The sequence below is a fragment of the Streptomyces sp. NPDC087440 genome (assembly GCF_044744005.1).
Lineage (GTDB): Bacteria > Actinomycetota > Actinomycetes > Streptomycetales > Streptomycetaceae > Streptomyces.
This window is the reverse complement of the sequence record NZ_JBIUXN010000014.1, coordinates 205,089-226,095: the sequence shown is the minus strand read 5'-3', so window position 1 is coordinate 226,095 and position 21,007 is coordinate 205,089. Positions and strand designations below refer to the sequence as shown.

General features: G+C 73.2%; 15 protein-coding genes, 1 tRNA gene and 1 other RNA gene. 6 read left to right on the top strand and 11 right to left on the bottom strand.

Features of this window, described 5'->3' with window-relative positions; genetic code table 11:
* Positions 1–83 precede the first annotated feature (83 nt).
* From ACIO3O_RS26485 to ffs, 4 genes are all read right to left on the bottom strand, one after another.
* Positions 84–1,838 (bottom strand): hypothetical protein, encoded by a 1,755-nt coding sequence (locus tag ACIO3O_RS26485; RefSeq protein ID WP_401749917.1) that lies wholly within the window; start codon positions 1,836–1,838, stop codon positions 84–86.
* Positions 1,839–2,237: 399 nt separating this feature from the next.
* Positions 2,238–3,497, bottom strand: coding sequence for a phosphoribosylamine--glycine ligase (purD, locus tag ACIO3O_RS26480; RefSeq protein WP_401749915.1), 1,260 nt, complete (start codon positions 3,495–3,497; stop codon positions 2,238–2,240).
* 449 nt (positions 3,498–3,946) lie between these two features.
* Positions 3,947–6,121, bottom strand: a complete 2,175-nt coding sequence (locus tag ACIO3O_RS26475) for a DNA polymerase III subunit gamma and tau (RefSeq protein ID WP_401749913.1) — start codon at positions 6,119–6,121, stop codon at positions 3,947–3,949.
* Positions 6,122–6,188: 67 nt separating this feature from the next.
* Positions 6,189–6,285: signal recognition particle sRNA small type (ffs, locus tag ACIO3O_RS26470), an RNA gene on the bottom strand.
* Positions 6,286–6,404: 119 nt separating this feature from the next.
* On the opposite strand from ffs, the gene ACIO3O_RS26465 reads away from it, so the two are divergent.
* A tRNA-Ser gene (locus ACIO3O_RS26465) sits at positions 6,405–6,489 on the top strand.
* A 142-nt stretch (positions 6,490–6,631) separates the two neighbouring features.
* Positions 6,632–7,396, top strand: a complete 765-nt coding sequence (gene lepB / locus ACIO3O_RS26460) for a signal peptidase I (protein ID WP_401750022.1) — start codon at positions 6,632–6,634, stop codon at positions 7,394–7,396.
* A 156-nt stretch (positions 7,397–7,552) separates the two neighbouring features.
* Here the strand turns inward: lepB and ACIO3O_RS26455 are convergent, their stop codons facing one another.
* Positions 7,553–9,052 (bottom strand): MFS transporter, encoded by a 1,500-nt coding sequence (locus tag ACIO3O_RS26455; RefSeq protein WP_401749911.1) that lies wholly within the window; start codon positions 9,050–9,052, stop codon positions 7,553–7,555.
* Positions 9,053–9,376: 324 nt separating this feature from the next.
* Between ACIO3O_RS26455 and ACIO3O_RS26450 the strand changes: the two genes are divergently transcribed.
* Together ACIO3O_RS26450 and ACIO3O_RS26445 are read left to right on the top strand one after the other, a co-directional pair.
* A complete protein-coding gene (locus tag ACIO3O_RS26450) occupies positions 9,377–10,303 on the top strand; it encodes a helix-turn-helix transcriptional regulator (protein ID WP_401749910.1) in 927 nt (308 codons plus the stop codon).
* A gap of 142 nt (positions 10,304–10,445) precedes the next feature.
* Entirely contained in the window at positions 10,446–11,156 is a 711-nt protein-coding gene (locus ACIO3O_RS26445; RefSeq protein WP_401749908.1) for a sensor domain-containing protein, read from the top strand.
* Positions 11,157–11,270: 114 nt separating this feature from the next.
* Here the strand turns inward: ACIO3O_RS26445 and ACIO3O_RS26440 are convergent, their stop codons facing one another.
* From ACIO3O_RS26440 to wrbA, 4 genes are all read right to left on the bottom strand, one after another.
* The gene (locus tag ACIO3O_RS26440) at positions 11,271–11,912 is read right to left on the bottom strand and encodes a hypothetical protein (RefSeq protein WP_401749905.1); all 642 of its coding nucleotides are present in this window, start codon (positions 11,910–11,912) and stop codon (positions 11,271–11,273) included.
* Between the two features lie 203 nt (positions 11,913–12,115).
* A complete protein-coding gene (locus tag ACIO3O_RS26435) occupies positions 12,116–13,510 on the bottom strand; it encodes a peptidase (protein ID WP_401749903.1) in 1,395 nt (464 codons plus the stop codon).
* A 286-nt stretch (positions 13,511–13,796) separates the two neighbouring features.
* Positions 13,797–14,534, bottom strand: coding sequence for an aquaporin (locus tag ACIO3O_RS26430; protein WP_401749901.1), 738 nt, complete (start codon positions 14,532–14,534; stop codon positions 13,797–13,799).
* Positions 14,534–15,196 carry an NAD(P)H:quinone oxidoreductase gene (wrbA, locus tag ACIO3O_RS26425; RefSeq protein ID WP_401749899.1) on the bottom strand — a complete coding sequence of 221 codons (663 nt, stop codon included), beginning with the start codon at positions 15,194–15,196 and terminating at the stop codon, positions 14,534–14,536. The genes ACIO3O_RS26430 and wrbA overlap by 1 nt, the downstream gene beginning before the upstream one ends.
* Positions 15,197–15,433: 237 nt before the next feature.
* Between wrbA and ACIO3O_RS26420 the strand changes: the two genes are divergently transcribed.
* Entirely contained in the window at positions 15,434–16,129 is a 696-nt protein-coding gene (locus ACIO3O_RS26420; protein ID WP_401749897.1) for a TetR/AcrR family transcriptional regulator, read from the top strand.
* A 310-nt stretch (positions 16,130–16,439) separates the two neighbouring features.
* Positions 16,440–17,975: a M28 family metallopeptidase gene (locus ACIO3O_RS26415; RefSeq protein ID WP_401749895.1), complete on the top strand. Its 1,536-nt coding sequence runs from the start codon at positions 16,440–16,442 to the stop codon at positions 17,973–17,975.
* A 67-nt stretch (positions 17,976–18,042) separates the two neighbouring features.
* Here ACIO3O_RS26415 and ACIO3O_RS26410 read toward each other — a convergent pair whose 3' ends face one another.
* Both ACIO3O_RS26410 and ACIO3O_RS26405 read right to left on the bottom strand, forming a co-directional pair.
* On the bottom strand, positions 18,043–19,905 hold the full coding sequence (locus ACIO3O_RS26410) for a hypothetical protein (protein WP_401749893.1): 1,863 nt from the start codon (positions 19,903–19,905) through the stop codon (positions 18,043–18,045).
* A 110-nt stretch (positions 19,906–20,015) separates the two neighbouring features.
* Positions 20,016–20,924, bottom strand: coding sequence for a LysR family transcriptional regulator (locus tag ACIO3O_RS26405; RefSeq protein ID WP_401749892.1), 909 nt, complete (start codon positions 20,922–20,924; stop codon positions 20,016–20,018).
* Positions 20,925–21,007 lie beyond the last annotated feature (83 nt).

Below are 21,007 nucleotides of genomic sequence, written 5' to 3'. Positions count from 1 at the left end.
GTCGGCGCGGCGGCTCGCGCACGGCGCGGGGATCGGGAGTGGGGTTCGGGAGTGGGGTTCGGGAGTGGGGTTCGGGAGTGGGCTCAGACCAGGCGGACCGGTTTCTCCGGGCGGACGCCGAGTTCGGCGAGCCAGGTGCGCAGGGGGCCGGGGTCGCCGTCCTCGACGAGGCTGAGGACCGGTCCGGCCAGGTCGTTCCGCCGGACGCCGTCGACCAGCAGGGAGGGGCCGTCCAGCCAGTCGAGGCCGGGCGCGGCCCCCGCCGTGTCGACCGCCGCGCAGCAGACCATCGCGGTGACGTGGTCGGCGAGCAGGTCGCGGCCGGTGCGGGGCGGCTGGATGGGGAAGACCGGCAGCGGGTCCCCGCTCCAGGCGCCGCCGTCCATGAACTCCTGGCCGTCCCCCAGCGCCACCGGCACCGGGAGCGGCGCGGCGGCCTCCTCGCGGGCCGCCTCGGCGGTGATCCCGGCCGCGAGGGCGTCCGTGCGCTCCTGGTCGCTGCGGCCGTCGTCGGGGCCGGGGGCGCCGGTGAGCGTGATGGCCTCGGCGGCCAGGTGGTCCATGACGCGGGCCAGCGTGGGGCCCGTACGGTCGCCGCCGCTGCGGCGGACGCCGAGCCGGTCCAGCACGCGGTGCAGGCGGGCCGCCTCGGTGCGCCACTTCCGGTCCACGACTTCTTCGGGGTACGCCTGCCAGTCGACCGGCGACCAGTCGGGTCCGGCGGTCGCGGGCCCCCCGTGGAACAGCCGGGCCGCCAGCAGCGAGGCGGCCTCGTCGATCGCCCCGGGCTCCTCCAGGAGGTCGCAGGCGGGCCGCTCGCCGAGCCGGGTGGCGAAGCCGTCGGCGAGGCGGTCGCGGCGGGAGAGCTCGGTGAGGGCGGAGACCACGCCGGCGTCCAGCTGGGAGGGCCAGCGGCCCATCCGCCAGGCGGGCAGCGCGACCCGGGTGAGGAGGCGGTCCCAGCCCGCGTAGGCGAGGCCGACCTGCTCCTGGGCGACGATCCGCAGCCCGTAGTCCACAGCCTGTGCACGCTCGGACGCGGCGGCGGCGACACCCCGCTCCAGCTGCGTGATGTGCTCGCGGCAGGCGCCCAGGAGGAGCCGGGAGATCCGCCCGAGCGGGAGGAGCGCGATCCGCCGTACGACGCCCTGGCCGGGCTTGGCGGCGATCGCGACGGCCGCGTCGAGCCCCCGCACGAAACGGCGGGCGGCGGCTATGTCGGGGTGCGCGGAGGGTCCCGTACCGGCGACGACCGGGGCGAGGACGGCGCGCAGCTCGGCGACCCGCATCCACCACAGGAAGGGCGACCCGATGACCAGCACCGGGGCGGCCCCGCCGCGTATGGACTCGGCGTCGCGGGCCTCGCCGCCACCTCGTGCGGACGGGACGGACGGGTCCGAACCACCCCGTGCGGACGGCTGCGAACCACCCCGTGCGGACGGCTGCGAGCCACCCCGTGCGGACGGCTGCGAGCCGCCTCGTACGGACGGGTGCGAGCGGTCCTCCAGCCAGCTGTCGCAGTCCGGGGTGAGGGCTATCGCGGAGGGCGCGGGCACGTCGAGCCGCGCGGCCAGGTCCCGCACCAGCCGGTACAGGTCGGGGGCGGACTCCTCGCTCAGCTCGACCGTGGGCGTCACGGCGGGCCGGGCCCGCGCGACGACGGCGGCGACCACGAACCCCACCAGCAGCACCACCAGGGCGACCCCGGACACCGCCCAGCGGGCCACGTCCCAGCCCGCGCCGTCGAGGCGCCCGGTCAACCCGCCGGCCAGCAGCACGACGGCTGCGGCGGCGGGCAGCAGGACGGCCGCCAGCGCGCGGCTGCGCACGCGCAGCACCGCGACGGCCCGGGACCGGGCGGCCTGGGCCCCCAGCTCCGTACCGAACGCACTGCCGGAGCCCTCGGAACCAGAACCTGACCGAGAACCAGGGCCAGTGGAACTGGCACCGGAATCAGACACACCGGACACGACCGGATTCACCCCCTCTGCCCTGCTCGCCCACCAATGGGTTGCTCACATCCCCACTGTGGCACCCGCCACTGACATCGCAATGTCGGTGGGCCAAGTGCCGGAACGCTTGCGCGGCACCCTAGTTGGGGGTTCCGCACGAGTCATCCGGATGGGCGAGCCGTCACCCGATGGAATGGCTTTGGGTAAAGGTGCTGGCTTCCCGGGCGAACCCGGGACTCAGGTGTGCTGCGGTCGTGTCGTACCTGCTGGGACCGTTCTCAGGTCTCAGGCCCCTTCGGCTTCGGCGGCCTTCGCGGCGATGTCCGTACGGTGCTGCGAACCGTCCAGCCGGATGCGCTCGACGGCGCGGTAGGCGCGGCTGCGCGCCTCGGTGAGGTCGGTGCCGGTGGCGGTCACCGACAGCACGCGCCCACCGGCGCTGAGCACGGCGTCGCCGTCCTGCTGGGTCCCGGCGTGGAGCACGTACGCGTACGGAGCGTCCTCGGCGGCGACGTCGGCGAGGCCCTCGATGGGGTCGCCGGTGCGGGGCGTGCCGGGGTAGTTGTGCGAGGCGATGACGACGGTGACGGCGGCGTCGTCGCGCCAGGCCAGCGGCGGCAGGGCGTCGAGCGTGCCGTTGGCGGCGCCGAGCAGGACTCCGGCGAGGGGGGTGCGGAGCCGGGCCAGGACGACCTGGGTCTCGGGGTCGCCGAAGCGGGCGTTGAACTCGATGACCCGCACACCGCGACCGGTGATCGCCAGCCCCGCGTAGAGCAGCCCCGAGAACGGCGTCCCGCGCCGCCTCAACTCGTCGACGGTCGGCTGGAGTACGGACTCCATGACCTCGTCGACGAGCTTCGGGTCGGCCCACGGCAGCGGCGAATACGCGCCCATGCCACCGGTGTTGGGGCCCTGGTCGCCGTCCAGCGCACGCTTGAAGTCCTGCGCGGGCTGCAGCGGCAGCACGGTCACCCCGTCGGTGATCGCGAACAGCGACACCTCGGGACCGTCCAGGAACTCCTCGATGACGACGCGCTCGCAGGCCAGGGCATGCGCCCGCGCCTCCGCCACGTCCTCGGTCACGACGACGCCCTTGCCCGCCGCGAGCCCGTCGTCCTTGACGACGTACGGAGCGCCGAAGGCGGCCAGCGCGGAGTCGATCTCCTCGGCCGTGGTGCAGACGTAACTCCGCGCGGTGGGAACCTCCGCCGCGGCCATCACGTCCTTGGCGAAGGCCTTCGAGCCCTCCAGCTCGGCCGCCTCCTTGGACGGGCCGAAGACCGGAATCCCGGCCTCCCGCACGGCGTCGGCGACACCGGCGACGAGGGGGGCCTCGGGGCCGACGACGACAAGACCGGCGTCGAGTTCGGTGGCGAGGCGCGCGACGGCGGCCCCGTCGAGGGCATCGACCGGACGCAGCTCCGCCACTTCCGCGATGCCGGCGTTGCCGGGGGCGCAGTAGAGGGCGGTGACGTCGGGGTCGAGGGACAGAGAGCGGCACAGGGCGTGTTCGCGGGCGCCGCCGCCAATGACGAGGACCTTCACGGGGTGAAGCCTAGGGCCTGCGGCGCAACGAGAGGCCGCCGGGGCTGGAGTTCCCTCTCAAGGGGGTGGGGGTGGGTGGTTGTGCATTGTTACGAGGGAGGTCCCGGGCCCCTTCAGGGACGCGGTCCGTACCGATCTGCGGCTCCGCCGCGCGGGCGCGCCCTTCAGGGACGCGGTCCGTACCGATCTGCGGCTCCGCCGCGCGGGCGCGCCCTTCAGGGGCGCGGGGAACTGCGCGACCAGCCACGACGCACCCGCACGGGAACCGTGCATGCCCCCGCGGGTTTAGGTGAAGGGGCGGGGCTGGGGACCCCATGCCCCAGCGGGACGGGGCTGAGGCAGCCCGGTGCCGGAAGGCGACCCCGGGGCCCCGGCGAGGCCCTCCGGCTCCCCCCGGCCCCCCGGACCCCGGCCCCCCGGCCCCCCGGCCCCCCGGCCCCCGCCCAGCATCACTCGTTGACGAATTCCTCGACCACCGTCGCCCCCAACTCCCGCACGATCAGGTCGTACCCCGACAACGCGTCCTCCTGCAGATCCGGATCGTCGTCCTCCGGCACGTCCTCCTCCGCGGAGACGGCCCGCCGCGGCGGCCCCGGATCGGGCTGCGGCGGAGCCGAGGGCGCAGGCGCGGGCTGGTACGACACCTGCGGCGCAGGCGCCGCCGCGGCCGGAGCGGGCGCGTACGACGTCGCCGCCCGCGACACGGGCCCCGCACCCCCCATGTCCTGCGGCGGCCGCGGCGCCGCCGGGGGCGCGGGAGCCCCGCCACCGCCGAAGCCACCGCCGCCGAAGCCCCCGGAGGGCCCCGCTCCCGGACCGCCCCCGGCACCCCCGCCACCCCCCGCGTCCACCACGGACTCGATGCGCCACTGCACCTGGAAGGACTCCGCCAGCACCTGCTTCAGCACATCCTCGCTCCCGCTGCTCGCGAAGTTGTCGCGCGCACCGGCGTTGAGGAACCCGACCTGGAGCGTGGTGCCGTCGAAGCCCGCCACCTGGGCGTTCTGGCTGAGCAGGATCCAGGTGAAGCGCCGCTTGTTCTTGACGGCCTCCAGGATGTTCGGCCACATGGTGCGCACCTGGGCGGCACCCTGCGCGGCCGCCTGGCTGGGCGCTGCCTGCGCCGCCTGTGCCGGTCCGGACGGCGCGGCGGCCACCGGAGCGGCAGCCTGCGGCGGCGCGACGGGCTCCGGCCGCCCCGCCCCCGGTGCGGAGGCGGTGGGCCACCCGCCCGGCCGCCGCGCCGGAGCGGGGGCCGGAGCCTCAGCCACCGGGGCAGGCGCAGCAGGAGCAGCAGCCACAGGAGCCGCCACAGGCGCAGGCATGGGCACGGGTGCAGGCACAGGCGCCGCGGGCGCGACATGACCGGGCGCCGCCGCACCCCCATGTGCCTCCGGCCCCGGAACGTACCCAACGGGCGGCATCCCGGGCATCCCCCCGCCCGGCACGAAGCCGCCGCCACCGCCCCCACTGCGCTCCAGCCGGTCCAGCCGCGCCTGCACCGACCGCTCGTCGTCAAAGGCCGCGGGCAGCAGCACCCGCGCGCAGATCAGCTCCAGCTGCAACCGGGGCGAGGTCGCCCCCCGCATCTCCGTCAGCCCGGAATTGACCAGATCGGCGGCCCGGCTCAGCTCGGCCGCCCCGAAGACGGACGCCTGGGCCTGCATCCGCTCCACCACGTCGGCGGGGGCGTCGATGAGCCCCTTCTCCCCCGCGTCCGGCACGGCCGCCAGGATCACCAGGTCCCGCAACCGCTCCAGCAGGTCCGCCACGAACCGCCGCGGGTCGTTGCCCCCCTCGATGACCCGGTCGACGACCTCGAAAGCAGCAGCCCCGTCCCCCGCCGCGAACGCATCCACCACGGAATCCAGCAGCGACCCGTCGGTGTACCCGAGCAGCCCCGTCGCCATGGCATACGTCACACCGTCATCGGCGGCACCGGCAAGCAGCTGGTCCATGACCGACATGGAATCCCGTACGGACCCGGCCCCGGCCCGCACCACCAGCGGGAGCACGCCGTCCGCGACCGGGATGCCCTCCTGGCCGCACACCTCGCCGAGGTAGTCCCGCAGCGTCCCCGGCGGCACCAGCCGGAACGGGTAGTGGTGCGTCCTCGACCGGATGGTCCCGATGACCTTCTCGGGCTCGGTCGTCGCAAAAATGAACTTCAGGTGCTCCGGCGGCTCCTCGACGACCTTCAGCAGGGCGTTGAAGCCCGCCGAGGTCACCATGTGCGCCTCATCGATGATGTAGATCTTGTACCGGCTGCTGGCAGGCCCGAAGAAGGCCTTCTCCCGCAGGTCACGCGCATCGTCCACACCACCGTGCGAAGCGGCGTCGATCTCGATCACGTCGATCGACCCACGGCCGTTGCGCGCCAGGTCCTGACACGACTGGCACGCGCCGCACGGCGTCGGCGTCGGCCCCTGCTCACAGTTCAGACAGCGCGCCAGAATCCGGGCGCTGGTCGTCTTTCCACAACCCCGCGGCCCGCTGAACAGGTACGCGTGGTTGACCCGGTTGTTCCGCAGGGCCTGCATCAGCGGGGCAGTGACATGCTCCTGCCCGATGACCTCGGCGAACGACTCGGGGCGATAGCGGCGGTACAGCGCAAGGGACGACACATCTACGAGGTTATCGGGACCCACTGACAACCGGTCCCGCTCCGCCCCCGGGACACCTCACCGGGAACACAAAGACCCCCCACGCACCCGCCAGAGCCGACCTACCCTTGCTGCCTTCCGGCCCTGGGGGAGTTCAGTCAGATAGCGCCACGTGAGGGGCTGAAGCCCACCCTAGCGGATGCCCCCCACCAAATACGACCCGGGCCCACCTGCGGATCCTCCGGGACCCCCGCCCCGGGAACGCGGTCGCAAGCACCCCTCAACGTCTTGTATTGTTTGCGGCGGAGGATTCGCCTAGTGGCCTAGGGCGCACGCTTGGAAAGCGTGTTGGGGGCAACCCCTCACGAGTTCGAATCTCGTATCCTCCGCCGGCAGAAGGCCCGGACCGTTTCGACGGTCCGGGCCTTCGTCGTTTCCGGAGGTCTGTCGGGGTGCGCCCGGGATCCCTCCCTTAATGTCTGCTCACCCGTACAGAAGTTCGGGCGGCTCAAGGGGAGGGTGTGCGTGGGGATGCGGAGAGCGGGGCGGGGGCTGAGGGTTGCGGCCTGGGTGTTGGTGCCGGTGGGGCTGGTGCTGGCGGTGGGGGGATTCGGGTGGCTGTTCACGCAGTACCAGGGGAACGTCGTCGCGAGTGAGGCGATGCAGCCGACGTACCAGCAGGGCGACCGGATTCTCGTCGAGCGCATCGGAGCGGACGAGGTGCGACAGGGGGACGTCGTGCTGATCCGCGTGCCCGAGCGCTACCGGGACAGAGCGTCCATCCAGCGGGTCATCGGGGTGGGCGGGGACCACGTCGTGTGCGACGGGACGCGGATCACGGTGAACGGCGAGGGGGTCGACGAGCCGTACGTGAAGGACGGGATGGTGAATGCCGGGGCCGAGCCGTACGACGTGAGGGTGCCGGAGGGGCGGCTGTTCCTGTTGGGGGACAACCGGAACAACTCCTTCGACGCCCGCTTCTTCCTGTCCGACCAGTCGGGCAGCGTCGCCGCGTCCGGGCTGGTCGGGCGGGTGCAGGACGGGTTCGGCGCGCTCGCGGTGCTGGGCGGGACCGCCGTGCTGGGGATCGTGTGCGTACTGGTCGGGGTCGGGCTCGGTATCGGGGGGGTACGTCGCCGGGCGCCGGGCGCGGTGGATGGAGGGGCCGGTGGCCGTGGGCGGTGTCGCGCCGTGACGGACGAGGAGGTTGAGCATCTGTGGGAGTACCGGGAGATGTGGACGACGGGCGGGAGCAGTGGGAGCTGGTCCGGACCGGCGACGGATACCTTCCGCTGAGCGTCGGAGAGCCCCGTACCGCTCAGTTGATCTGTGACGAGGCGCTGGCCGACGAGGTCGTCGCCAGGCTGCTCGCAGCGGGGGTCCCGGTGGTTGACCGGCCGGTCTGAGGAAGGCGCCCCGGCGGACGGCTGGGAGCACGGGGGCCTGCACCGGTCATGGGGCGTCCGCGCGCAAAGGGCTCTTCGGGAGGTGGCGGGTGGAGAAGAGGCCCAGGGCGAGGTGGAGGGCGGCGGCCACCGCGGCGGCCGCGTGGAGGCCGGTGACGAAGGCGGACTTCGCGGTGGTGGCCAGGGCCGGGGTGAGGGCGGGGAGGTTGAGGGTTTCGTCGAGGGTGCCGGCGAGGTCCGGGCCCTGGAGGCGGAAGAGCAGGGTGGCCAGGGAGCCGAGGAGGGCGATGCCCAGGGCGTTGCCGAGCTCGTTGCTGGTCTCGGCGATCGCGGCGGCGGAACCCGCGCGCTCCGGGGGGACGGCGGACACGGCCGTGTCGGCGACCACGCTGAAGGAGATTCCGTAGCCGATGCCGGAGACGACGGTGGCGGCGACGTACCAGGCGATTCCCTCGGTGGCGGTGGTGGCCAGGAAGAGGAGCAGGCCGGTCGCGATGAGGAAGTGGGTGGCGAGGAGGGCGGTGCGGGTGCTGGTGCGGGCCACCAGCAGGGGGGTGAGGAGGGAGGTGAGGGTGAGGACGGCGGCGCCCGGCAGGGCGATCAGGGCGGCGTCCAGGACGGTCAGGCCGAGGACGGACTGGAGGTAGATGCCGCCGAGGTACGCCGTCGCCGACCAGGCCGCCAGGGGGAGCAGGCCGGTGATCGCGGCGATGGCGAAGACGCGGTCGCGGAAGAGGCGGAGGTCGATCAGGGGGTGGGGGAGGCGGAGTTGGCGGCGCACGAACCAGGTGAGGGTGGCGATGCCGACGGCTCCGGCGGTGAGCGCGAGGGCGCTCGGGCCCTCGGCGGCCGTGTGCTTGATGCCGTACACGGAGAGGAGGATGCCGGCGGCGGAGAGGAGGACGCTGAGGACGTCGATGCGGCCGGTGGGCGGGGTGGTGCGGACCTCGCGGAGGAGGGCCGGGGCGAGAGCCAGGAAGAGGGCGACGACGGGGAGGTTGATGAGGAAGACGGAGCCCCAGGAGAGGGAGTTGAGGAGCTGGCCGCCGACGACCGGGCCGATCGCGAAACCGGCGGCGAAGGTCGCGGCGAAGATGCCGATCGCTCTCGTACGGGCCCGGGGGTCGGGGAAGAGTTCGCCCAGGACGGCGAGCGCGGACGGGAGGAGGGTGGCTCCGGCCACTCCCATCAACGCCCGGAAGGCGATGAGGAGTTCGGGGGTGGTGGCGAAGGCGGCTCCGGCGGAGGCGAGGCCGAAGACCGCCGCGCCGGCCATCAGGAGCTTCAGGCGGCCGTAGCGGTCGCCGATGCCGCCGAACGCGACGAGCAGGGAGCCGACGGCGAATCCGTACACGTCGAGGATCCACAGGGCCTGGTCGGCGGTCGGGTTCAGCGCGGCGGCGATCTTCGGCATGGCGAGGAAGAGGACCGAGCTGTCCATCGCGACCAGCAGGACGGGCCCGAGGACGACGAGGAGGCCGAGCCGGGCCCGGACACGGGAGGGCTGCGGCCGAAGTGGCATGCGGGGTGCGGTCGTTGAGGTCATGGGGAGGAGCCTGCGGGCGGGGCGGGGGCGCAGCCATCCCTGTGATGTGGGTACACCTTGCAGGGGCAGGCAGCGGCGGGGGGGGGTGACTGGGGTTGGGGCGCAGCCGTCCCCGTGACGTGGGTACACCTCGCAGGGGCAGGCAGCAGCGCAGGCCGCGCGCCCAGGGCAGGGGCGCAGCCTCTCCCGTAGCGGAGGTACACCCCGCAGAGGCAAGCAGCAGCGCAGGCCGCGCGCCCAAGGCAGGGGCGCAGCCATCCCCGTGACGTGGGTACACCTCGCAGAGGCAGGCGGCGGCGCGGGCCCCGTGTCTAGGGTCGGGGCATGGAATTGGAGAGCCTCGGGGCGTACCTCAAGAGCCGTCGGGACCGTGTGACCCCGGTCGACGTCGGGCTGCGTACGTACGGAACTGCCCGGCGAGTGCCGGGACTTCGGCGCGAGGAGCTGGCCCAGCTCGCCGGGGTGAGCGCCGGGTACTACACGCGGCTGGAACAGGGGCAGGCGGGGACCGCCTCGCAGCAGGTGCTGGACGCGCTCGCCCAGGTGCTGCGGCTCGACCGGGACGAGCGGGCCCACCTGCACAACCTCGCCCGGCATCCGGCCGCGCCCCGGCTGGTGCGGCCCCGGCCGGAGAAGCCGCACCCCCGGGTGCTGGCGCTCCTTGGGTCGATCGGGGACACCACGCCCGCGGTGGTGCTGGGCAGGCGCGGCGACGTACTGGACTGGAACAGGACCGGGCACGCCCTGGTCGCCGAGCACGTGGACTTCGATGCGCCGCGCGATCCGGCGCGGCGGCCGTCGATTCCGCGGCTGTTCTTTCTTGATCCGCTCACGCGGGACCTGTTCGGGAACTGGGACGTGCTGGCGCGGGCCCATGTGGCGTATCTGCGGTTCACGGCCGGGCGCTATCCCGACGACGCCCGGCTGGCGGAGCTGATCGGCGAACTGACCATGCGGAGTGCGGAGTTCGCGAAATTGTGGGCGAAGGGGGAGGTCGCGGACTGCACGGTGGGGACGATGGCCTTCCGGCATCCGACGGTCGGGGCGCTCTCCGTCGACTACCAGGTGTGGCTCCAGCCGGAGAGCCCCGACCACCGGCTGGAGGTCTACACCCCGAACGACGCGGCGTCGGGCGACGCGCTGCGGCTGCTGGCGGGGCAGGCCGCGGGGAACGGGGACGGGGACGGGGAGGAGAACGGGAACGGGCCGGGTGTGCGACAGCCGTCGGACGGGCGGGTCCTGAGCCGCTGAGACGTGGCACCTGGGGCGGGCCCGGTCCGGGCAGGGGGGTTAGCACCACCCCAGGTCGGGCGGGTCGCCCCATGCCCTTCGGCGGGCGGATTCGGGATCGTAGTGCTTGTCAACGAACACGTTGCGAACCGTCCCCACCGCGATGAATTCGAGGCCCGCCATGACCGCGTACGCCACCTCCCCCGTCCCCTCCTACTCCGCCGCCCGTGAGGTCGGGTTTCTGCGGGGGCCGTTCGCCGGGTCCACCTTCCGTGAGATCGGGTACACGATCACCTCGCTGCCGGTGGCGATCGTCGGGTTCGTGTTCAGCGTGGTGCTGTTCTCGGCGGGGGTCGGGCTCGCGGTCACCGTACTGGGGCTTCCGCTGCTGGCGGCGCTGCTCCTCGGGGCGCGCGGGCTCGGGGCCGCCGAGCGCGGGCGGGCGCGGCTCGGCCTGGGGCTGGAGGTCGAAGGTCCTGCTCCGGTCGTCGCCGGGCAGGGCGGGTTCTGGGGCGCGATGCGGGCCCGGCTCGCGGACGCGGCGGGGTGGAGGGCGCTGCTGTTCCACGTGGTGATGTTCCCGTACCGGGTCTTCAGCTTCGTGATGTCGGTGACGTTCCTGCTGGTCGGGTGGGTCGTGGCGCTGCTGCCCGCGTACAACTGGGTCTTCCCGAGGTACGTGGAGGGCTGGGAGGGCTACCGGGTGTACGACTTCACCTCGGGCGGCATCCGGCACACGTACGACATCACCTCGCCGCTCCAGCTGGCCGCGGTGTCGCTGGTCGGGTTCGCGATCGTCTTCCTGACGCCGAAGCTGGTCCGTGCGCTGACGAACGTCGACCGGGCGGCGGTGCGGGGGCTGCTCGGGAAGTGAGGTCCGTACGGGTGGAGATGTCCGTACGGGTGGCATGTCTGTACGGGTGGACGTGGTGGAACCCCTGGCCCGGGTGGCCAGGGGTTCTTCCGTGTGCTCGGTCAGGAGCCGTGGTCAGAAGCCGTCGCAGGTGGCGACCGCGAACGGGCCCGTCGCGGTCGCGGTCCGCGGCTTTCCGCCGTCGACGGTCACCGAGCAGGTCGCGGTGCCGCCGGACTCGCCGGTCGTGACGGTCAGCGCGCCGCCCTTGACCAGGCCCTTGACGTCGACCTCCTTCTTCCAGGGGAGCGGCGCCTTGTTGACGGTGTTGGCGGAGGTGGCGCCGTTGCTGAAGGTCGAGTAGGTGATGGTGACGTCCTTGGCGTCGCCGGTCACCTCGTACGCGACCTTGGCGACGCGCTTGTCCTCGTCGTCCACCGCCTTGCCGATCACGGCGACGATCGCCGCGCAGCCGCCGAACAGCAGGATCGCCAGCACCAGCAAGACCCAGGGCCAGCGGCGGCGCTTGCGGGGCGGGGGCGGGGGCTGGTGGCCGTAGCCGGGGTACGGGGTGGGGCCGCCGGGACCGCCGGGTGGCGGGGGGTACGGGGTCGGGCCGTTCGCGTACGGGGTGGGGCCGCCGGGGCCGCCTTGGGGAGTGCCGTGCGGGGTGCCCCACGACGGGCCGCCCTGCTGGGGCTTGTCCCACTGCGGGCCCTCCAGGTTCGGCCCGCCCGGGCCGCCCTCGGGCGGCGGAGGCGGAGGCGTCTCGGACATGGCGGCCGTCCTTCCGGAGGGGAGGGTTCCGCCGCCATCACCGGCGGTCTCCTCGCAGCAGTGCTCTCCCCGCCGATTCTTCGGCCGTACGAGCGCCACCGCCCCCTTGTCGTCCGCCGAACGGGTGAACGCCGGGAGGGGCGGGGGAGCATCACCGCTCCCCCGCCCCTCCCCTGCCGTTCAGGCCCCTCGGGGCCTCACGCTCAGGCCTGCTGACCCGCCTTCCGGCGGCGTACGACGAACATCGCGCCCGCGCCGAGCACGACCGCCGCGCCCGCCGTCAGGGCGATCTGCGGGGTGCCCGAGGAGCCGGTCGCGGCGAGGTTGCCCGCGTCGGTGGTGACCGGGGTGGAGTTGGCGCCGCCCTGCGGGACCGAGACGTTGTCGGTGACCTTGCCGGGCTTGGAGTCCGGGACCTTGCCCGGGTCGCTGCCCGCGGCCAGGATCGAGAAGGCGTACTCCTTCATCGCGTTGCCGCCGCAGGTGCCGTCCTCGTTGAAGTAGTTGCCCGCGGCGAAGGCGATGCCGTCGGCGGCGGGGGACTTCTTGTCGATCGTGAGGCGCAGCTTCAGGTCGGCGGACTTCCCCGCGTCCAGGTTGAGGATGGTGCCCGCGAACTCGTCCTTCTTGACGTCCTTCCAGTCGGAAGAACCGGCCGCCGCGGACTGCAGGTGCAGCATGTCGTCGACGGCCTTGAATTCGCTCTTGCCGGTGCCGTAGGCCACGGCGAACGGCCTGACCTTGTCGAACTTCTTGTCGGTGCCGTTGGCGACGCGCAGGGTGAAGTCCACCGACGTACCGGCGACGACCTTCTCCGGCAGACCGACCAGGGTGGTGCTGAGGCCCGCGACGTCGACCTTGCACGCGTCGTCGACGGGCGGCTTCTCCGGGTCGGGCTTGTTCGGGTCCGGCTTGTTGGGGTCGGGGTCAGGCTTCGGGTCCGGGTCCGGCTTCGGGTCCGGGTCGGGCTTCGGCTTCGAGGCCTCGACCGCGTCGTTGTACGCCTTGACCGCGTCGTCGTACGTCTTCTTCGTGCTGGTCACCACGCCGGCCGCGCTGTCGGCGCGCATCTTGGCGTCCATGTACCCCTTGAAGAGGCCGCCTTCGGTGAAGGCGAGGGTCTTGTCCGCGTCCGCCTTCGTCGTGACGGCGAGCTTGTGCTTGTCGTCGGCCGCCTTGACGGCTTCCTTCGCCTTGGTGACGTCTGCCTCGGGGGCGTCCTTGGGCAGCTTGGCGAGGTCCTCCTCGGCCTTCTTCAGCGCCGCCTCGGCCGCGGTCAGAGCGGTGCCCGCGTCATCGGCCGCCTTCTTGGCCTCTGCGACGCCCTTGCGCGCGGGACCGTCGTCGTTCAGGTACTCGTCGGCGTACTTCTGCTTCGCGGCGTGGTCCGTGACGGCCGCGTCGTACGCCGCCTTCGCCTCGTCCATGGCCTTCTTGAGCTTCTCCAGCTCGGCCGGCGTCGGCTTCGGCTTCTCGTCCTGCACCTGACCGGCCACCGGCACGGTGTCGGCGGCGAACGCGGGGGTCACCGACAGGAGCAGCGCGGGGGTGGTGACGGCGGCGGCCACGGCCGTCGCGAGCATGCGGCGTATCTTCACGCGGGCCCTTTTCTGGGAAGGGGGTCTCCGGTCGGAGAGACCTCGGAGCGAGGAAAGAAGAGCAAGGAGTTGGGGGCGCCGCTGCGGAGTGCTGTCTCACGCGGACGGCGGCCCCGTGATCGTACGACCGGAGAACGGGCCGGAGAAGGGAAATTTCACGGCCCCGGAGGACGACGGCCGACAACCGCTTGAACGAACACGGTCATTCGCGACAGTTGCCCACGGGGCGTGTGTTTTCTGTGTGAGGTGTTTCATAGAACGGTGTTCACCGCGCGGCGCGGACGCGTCAGAGCGCGTGCGGCGGCCCCAACGACCGTACACGCGGCGGCACATGGGTGCGCGCCTGCGGTCGTACGATCCTGAACGCGGCCGCCCCCAGCAGCGCCCCCAGCACCGGCGCCACCAGGTACGCGGCCAGGTGCGCGGTCTGTCCCGACCACAGGGCCGGGCCCAGTTGCCGGGCCGGGTTGACCGAGCCGCCGGTGACCGGGCCGAGCCCGACGATCGCCGCCGCCACGGCCCCGCCCATCAGCGGCGGCAGCGCCCTGGCCAGGCGCGGGGCGATCAGCGCGGACGCGGCGAGGAGCATCATGGCGGCCATCGCGGCGGCCTCCAGCGCCAGGACGGTCGCCCCGTTCCAGGACTCCCCCGGCGCCACCGCCGCCGTGTCGGCCATCGGGCCCCACACCGCGCGGCCGAGTCCGGTGCCCAGCGCCGAGCCCGCGAGCTGGGCGGCGGCGAAGGGCAGCACCGCCCGGCCGGGGAACTCGCGCAGGGCCCACAGGCCGACGGTGACCGCCGGGTTGAGGTGACCTGCGGTGAAGCGCCCCGCCGCGGGCGACATCACCAGGGCGATGGCCGCGCCGACCGCGAGGGCCACCCCGGCGAGGCGGAGGGTGGCGTCCGGGACGGCGGCCACCACCGGGGAGTCCGGGGCGAGCAGCCACCGTACGACCGTCACGACGAGGAAGAGCAGGGCAGCGGTCAGTACCAACTCCGCCACCGCTTCCCGGAGTTGGCGCATCACCCCGCGCTCTCCTTCGCCTGTGCGCCGACCAGCAGGCGGACGGTGAGGGTGGCGAGGCGCTCGCCCTGGTAGCGGGCGGCGGCCAGGGTCTCCTCGCCGAGGTCGCCCCGGCCGGAGACGAAGGTGGTGCCGTACGGGTTGCCGCCCGCGGCGGAGACGGTGGGGCTGGTGAAGCCGGGCGGGACGATCAGCGTGCCCCAGTGGTACATCGTGTTGTAGAGGGCGAGCAGGGTGGACTCGTTGCCGCCGTGCGGGTTGGACGTCGAGACGAAGCCGGTGACCGGCTTGTCGGTGAAGACGCCGCTCGCCCACAGGCCGCCGGTGCTGTCGAGGAACTGCTTGAGCTGCGAGGAGACGTTGCCGTAGCGGGTGGGGGTGCCGAAGGCGTACGCGTCGGCCCAGCGCAGGTCGTCCAGGGTCGCCACGGGTACGTCACGGGTGGCGTCGGCGTGGGCGCGCCAGGCGGGGTTGGCGTCGAGGGCCTCGTCGGGGGCGAGTTCGGCGACGCGCAGCAGGCGGACCTCGGCGCCGGTCTTGGCGGCGCCCTCGGCGAGGGCGGCGGCCAGGGCGTGGACGCTGCCGGTGGCCGAGTAGTAGACGACGGCGATCTTGGCGGGGGCGGCGGTGGTGGGGGTTGCGGGGGCTGCGGCGGTGGTCATGGCGGGGGCCTCTCCGAGGGGTGCGTGCGGTGGTGCGCGTGGCGGTGCCTGCGGTGGCGCGTGCGGCGGGCGAAGTGCGTGCGAGGGGTATGTGAAGTGCGTGTGATCCCGTGGAAACTCAACCGGATTGCTATCCGCTTGAGTTGACGTCGATGACGTTAAGCGGATGGGTATCCGGTTGGCAAGAGACGGTGCAGAGGAAGTGGATAACTGTCCGGTTCGGGTACGCTCCCGGCCATGAGCGAGCCCGAGAGCGCCCCCGCCCAGACCTCCGCCAAGGCCCGAGCCACCGGCCCCGCCGTCCCGCCGCCGCCAGGCCGTTCCGTACTGCCGCTGGCCGAAGGGCCGCCGCCGGAGCGGGCCGACGCCGCGCGCAACCGGCGCCGGATCCTGGACGCCGCAGCCCGGATCGTGGCCGAGAAGGGCCCCGCCGCCCTCACCATGAACGCGGTCGCGCACGCCAGCGGCATCGGCGTCGGCACCGTCTACCGGCGCTTCGGGGACGTACAGAACCTCCTGTACGCACTCCTCGACGACCGGGAGCAGCAGCTCCAGACGGCGTTCATGACCGGGCCGCCCCCGCTGGGCCCGGACGCGCTGCCCGCCCCGCCGACCCCGCCCGCCGTACGGCTGCGGGCCTTCCTGCACGCGCTCGCGGACCACACCGTCGAGAGCGGGGAGATGCTGCTGGCCGCCGACAGCGCGGCGCCCCAGGGCCGGTACCGCACGGCCCCGTACCTCACGCTGCACACGCACGCCGCGATGCTCATCGGCCAGGTCCAGCCGCAGGCGAACGCCGCGCTGGTGGCCCATCTGCTGCTCGCGACGCTCTCGCCGAGCGTCGTGCAGCACCTGCACGAGACGCGGGGCGCGACGGCGGACCGGATCAAGGAGGGCCTCGACCAGCTCCTCGCGCTGCACCTGGCGGACTGAGCGCCGCGTCTGGCGGACTGAGCGACGCATCTGGCGGGCTGAGCGCGACGACTGCCAGCGGGCTGAGCCCGCACCCGGCGGACTGACCCGAACAGCGGTGCGCGACCCAACTGCTGCCCTACGCACCCCGGGTGACGCAAGAGCGCCATTCAGCCGTTGTCACGCGCGTCCCGGCACCCCCGTCCGCACACTCGGGCACGTGAGTATTCGGAAAAGCATTCCCAGACGCCCCCGGAATCGCTAACTTCCCCTCACATTTGTTCGCACCGAGAGGACTTCTGTGAACGCTTCATCCCGCAGTCGCAGATCCATGGCCGCCCTGGCGTCCCTGGCGATCGCCACGCCGCTCCTGCTCGCCGCCGCCACCCCGGCGTCCGCCCAGCGGGCCGCGGCCGACCCGGCGAAGGACGCCGCCAAGCTGGCCAAGCAGCTGGTGGCGGATTCGTCCGGGCCCGGCGCGTACCAGCACCTGAAGCAGTTCCAGGCGATAGCGGACTCGGCGGGCGGCAACCGTGCCGCCGGATCGCTCGGCCACGACGCCTCCGGCGCGTACGTCTTCAGCCTGCTGAAGAACGCCGGCTACGACGTCCACTACGAGAAGTTCAACTTCGTCTCGATCGCGACGCAGGCGCAGACCCTCAAGGTCGTCTCGCCGACTCCGCGCGACGTGAAGATCATCGCGATGTCGTACACGAAGTCGACTCCGGTCGGTGGCTTGAACGCGCCCCTCGCAGCCGTCCCCCTGGACGACACGACCGGGTGCGAGATCGGCGACTACGCGGCCGGGTTCACCGGCAAGATCGCCCTGATCAAGCGCGGCGGCTGCCCGTTCGCGCAGAAGCAGGCGATCGCGGCGCAGGCCGGTGCGGTCGGCGCGATCATCTACAACAACGTCGCGGGCGACCTCAACGGCACCCTGGGCTCCGCCGAGGACGGCAAGCTGCCCACCGGTGGCGTCACCCAGGCCGACGGCGAGGCGCTGGCCGCCGACGTCGCCAAGGGCCCGGTCACGGTCAACCTGGACATCCGCCAGAGCCAGACCACCAAGACCACCCGCAACGTCATCGCCGAGACCAAGGGCGGCAACGCCGCCAACACGGTGATGCTCGGCGCGCACCTGGACTCGGTGGACGCGGGCCCCGGCATCAACGACAACGGCTCGGGCTCGGCCGGTCTCATCGAGGTCGCGCTCAAGCTGGCCAAGGCCACCAAGAACGGCAAGCAGCCCGCCAACAAGGTGCGCTTCGCCTGGTGGTCGGCGGAGGAGCTGGGCCTGCTCGGCGCCGAGGACTACGTCGCCAAGCTCACCCCGGAGCAGAAGGCGAAGATCAAGCTCTACCTGAACTTCGACATGATCGCCTCGCCGAACTTCGGTCAGTTCGTCTACGACGGCGACAACTCCGACGGCGTCGGCTCGGGCCCCGGCCCGGAGGGCTCCGCGCAGCTGGAGAAGGGGATCAACGACTTCCTCGACAGCAAGAAGTTCCCGCACGAGGGCACCGACTTCGACGGCCGCTCGGACTACGGCCCGTTCATCGAGGTCGGCATCCCGTCGGGCGGTACGTTCACGGGCGCCGAGGGCCTCAAGACGGCCGCGCAGGCGGCCAAGTTCGGCGGTACGGCGGGCGTCGCGTACGACAAGTGCTACCACTCGAAGTGCGACGACCTCACCAACATCAACGACAAGGCGCTCGACATCAACGTCGACGTGATCGCGAACGCGGTCGGCACCTACGCGCATGACCTGAGCTCGCTCAGCAAGCCGGTCGTCTCGAAGCCCACCACGGGCGGCGACAGCGGCAGCGGTGGCCACGGCGGTCACGGGCACGAGGGTGTGACCAGCTAGTACCTGCGGTGCGGTGGTTCGGTGGGGGTACGGGTGCTCAACTGCCCGTGCCCCCACCGTTGTCGTGTCAGCCTGATCGTCCGATCCGGCCGCGCGCCCGGCGCGCGGCGTCCTGCACCACCTCGTCGGCCTGCATGTCGGACGTCTCGTCGCCGCGGTGCCGGATCGCCCGGCGTTCGTGGGCGAGGAAGGCGTCGATCGCCGGGAGGGCGGGGGCGGCGTGCGGGCCCATGTCGCCCAGGCATTCCAGGGCGGGTACGCCCAGCAGCCCCACGTCCCGGAGATAGCCGGGCAGCACCTCCAGCAGGGCGGGGGCGGCGCTCTCGCCCGCGTACCGCCACCACACGGCGGCGCATTCCGCCTGGTCCGTGCCGTACCGGCGGAAGGTGAGGGTGTGCAGTTGGGCGGCCTGGCGTGCGCTCAGCCCGCCGTGCGCGAGCAGCCCGCCGAAGAGCCGGGCGGCCTCCTTCAGCCGCCGGGGCGCCTCGGGAAGCGCCGCCAACCGGGCCTCCGCCGGGCCGCGTTCGCCCCCGATGAGCAGCAGGGCGAGCGGCGGCGGCTCGGGCATGGCGGCGACGAGCGGCAGCGCCTGAGCGGCGGCGGGCCCGATCGCGGCCAGCCCCCGGACCAGCTGCCCGGCCCGTACCGGAGAACCGTCGTCGCCCAACTCCCGGGCCAGGGCTTCGGTCAGTTGCGGTACGAGGGGTGCGGCGGCCGCGCCGAGCCGCCGCACCCGGTGTGCCACCGCCGTGGCCCGCCCCTGCTCCAGGACTCCGCGCAGGCCTTCCACCAGGGCCGCCGTGGCAGAGGCGGCCAGTCCGGCGAAGGCCTGCTCGACGCGGCCCCGGCTCTGCCCCCGGTAGTCACCGGCCGCCAGCGCCGCGCACAGCGGGGCCACGGCCCGTATGTCGCCGATGACGCCGAGGGCGACCGCCGCGTGCAGGCTGGGATCGGCCCCCTCCGCCGGGTGGGCGAGGTCGGCGAGGTACTCGCAGGCCCGGCGGGAGGCCACCCGGGAGGAGGCAACCAACTCCAGTGCCTCCGTGCCCAGTTCGGGGTCGTCGAGCAGCCCCACCAGCGGTTCCCTGAGGCGCCGGCCCCCCGCCCGCCACTCCTCCACCGCCACCCTGGCCATGTCCAGGCCGACGCGCCTGCGGTACGGGTCGGGCGCGGCCAGGAGCTGGGCGGCCTGCCGGAAGCAGTCGCGGGGGCGGTTGCGGCGGTCGTGGGCCTGCGCCCACACCTGACCGAAGGACCAGGTGCCGACGGTGGCCGCCAACGCGCCGTCCAGCACGGGGAGTTCGCGGCGCAGGGCCCGCGAGGCCTCGTCGTACCGGGACCCCGGGAGGACGTGCAGGGCGGCCAGGTGGGCGCAGACCTGTACGGCCTGTTCGGGGTCGGCCCGCAGCCGCAGCACGGTGGCCTCGGCGACCGGACGGGTCACTTCCGTGACGTACAGCCGTACGTACTGGAGGCAGGCCTGCGCGAGGGTGAGCCGGGCCGGGGCCGGGCGGGACCGGGCGTGCAGCTCGGCGAGGGCCGCGTCGAGCCCGGCGGTCCGGACGTACAGCCAGGCCGCGGTCCAGCGCGTCGCGGGATCGGGTTCGTCGAGGACGGACCGTACGGCCGCGACGGCCTCCGGCCAGGGGGACCGGGCGTCGAGGCCCCGGTCGGCGTGGGTGTGGGCGTACGCGAGGGAGTCGAGCAGCTCCACCGCCCGACGGCGCACGAGGGGCAGCCCGTCGTGCACGGCGGCCAGGAGGCGCAGCGCGAGGGGCCCGGTGCGGTCGGCCAGGACGGCACCGGTGACAGGGCTGCGGTCCTCCCAAGGGAGGGGACTGTCGGAGTTACGCGTGAGCAGGTCGGTCAGGAGCTGCTGAAGGGCGGGGTCGGGGGATTCCGGCGTCGTGGCCGGGTGCCCGGCGCTCACAGGTGGGGGCGGGAGCCGCCCTTCCGGTCGGTGCGAGTGAGGTTCATGGGCGGGATCATCGCGCTGTACGGGCTTGGGCACAAGCGAATGGGAGGGGCCGCCGGGGGTGGTCAGAGGGTCATGGGGCCGCCGTGGGCCCTCACCGTGTCGCGGACGGCGTCGATGTACGCCTCGGAGCGGGCGGTCGTGCCGCCCGTGCGCCACACCAGGGCGACGTCGCTGTTCGGGACGTCGGTGAGGGGGACGTAGGCCAGGTCGGGGCGGGAGTGGTACGTCGCGACGGAGGCGACCACCGGGGAGACGCCCTGGCAGGCGGCGATCATGGAGAGCATCTCCTGGAAGGTCGACACGTCCTGGCCGCGTTCCAGGACCGCGCCGCCGGGTGTACGACGCGGGACCTGGGCGTCCCACCAGTAGGCCGGGGCCCCGCCCGTCACCCCGAAGAAGCGCTCGCCCGCCGCCTCCTCCAGCGACACCGTCTCCCGGTGGGCCAGCGGGTGGTGGCACGGGACGGCAAGGACGCGGGACTCCGAGACCACGGTCGGGCCGACGGTCAGGTCGGACTCCTCGACCGGCAGGCGGGTGAAGAGGACGTCGACCTCGCCCGCCCGCAGCGGGCCGAGGGGGTCGGCGAACTGGACCTCGCGCATGCGGACCTCGCAGCCGGGAGCCCGTTCGCGGAAGGTGCGCTGGATGTCGCGGGTGAGCTGTCCGGCGCCGGAGCCGAGGAAGCCGACGTTCAGGACGCCGTCGATGCCGCGTGCGGCGGCCCGCGCCCGGTGGAGGACCGCCTGCATCTGGGCGTGCAACGGGCCCAGTTCCGTGTGGAGTTGACGGCCGAGGGGGGTCAGGCCCACGCTGCGGCTGGTGCGGTCGAAGAGCGGGGCGCCGATCTTCCGCTCCAGGCGCTTGAGGACCTGGCTGACCCGGGCCTGGGAGACCAGCAGCTTCTCCGCCGTGCGGCCGAAGTGCAGCTCGTCGGCGAGGGTCAGGAAGATCTCGGTCTCGTGCCGTTCCATCACTGCCGGACACCTCCACGCATGGTCGTACTCCTCCGCCGAGCTGGATCGATTGTGCTGGGTTATCGATCGTTGCACGGATC

Bases quoted from the DNA above. Each gene is read 5' to 3' on its own strand.
- lepB (WP_401750022.1), top strand. From the start codon at position 6,632: ATGCGGAGAGCGGGGCGGGGGCTGAGGGTTGCGGCCTGGGTGTTGGTG.
- ACIO3O_RS26455 (WP_401749911.1), bottom strand. From the start codon at position 9,052: ATGACCTCAACGACCGCACCCCGCATGCCACTTCGGCCGCAGCCCTCC.
- ACIO3O_RS26450 (WP_401749910.1), top strand. From the start codon at position 9,377: ATGGAATTGGAGAGCCTCGGGGCGTACCTCAAGAGCCGTCGGGACCGT.
- ACIO3O_RS26445 (WP_401749908.1), top strand. From the start codon at position 10,446: ATGAATTCGAGGCCCGCCATGACCGCGTACGCCACCTCCCCCGTCCCC.
- ACIO3O_RS26440 (WP_401749905.1), bottom strand. From the start codon at position 11,912: ATGTCCGAGACGCCTCCGCCTCCGCCGCCCGAGGGCGGCCCGGGCGGG.
- ACIO3O_RS26430 (WP_401749901.1), bottom strand. From the start codon at position 14,534: ATGCGCCAACTCCGGGAAGCGGTGGCGGAGTTGGTACTGACCGCTGCC.
- wrbA (WP_401749899.1), bottom strand. From the start codon at position 15,196: ATGACCACCGCCGCAGCCCCCGCAACCCCCACCACCGCCGCCCCCGCC.
- ACIO3O_RS26420 (WP_401749897.1), top strand. From the start codon at position 15,434: ATGAGCGAGCCCGAGAGCGCCCCCGCCCAGACCTCCGCCAAGGCCCGA.
- ACIO3O_RS26415 (WP_401749895.1), top strand. From the start codon at position 16,440: ATGGCCGCCCTGGCGTCCCTGGCGATCGCCACGCCGCTCCTGCTCGCC.
- ACIO3O_RS26405 (WP_401749892.1), bottom strand. From the start codon at position 20,924: ATGGAACGGCACGAGACCGAGATCTTCCTGACCCTCGCCGACGAGCTG.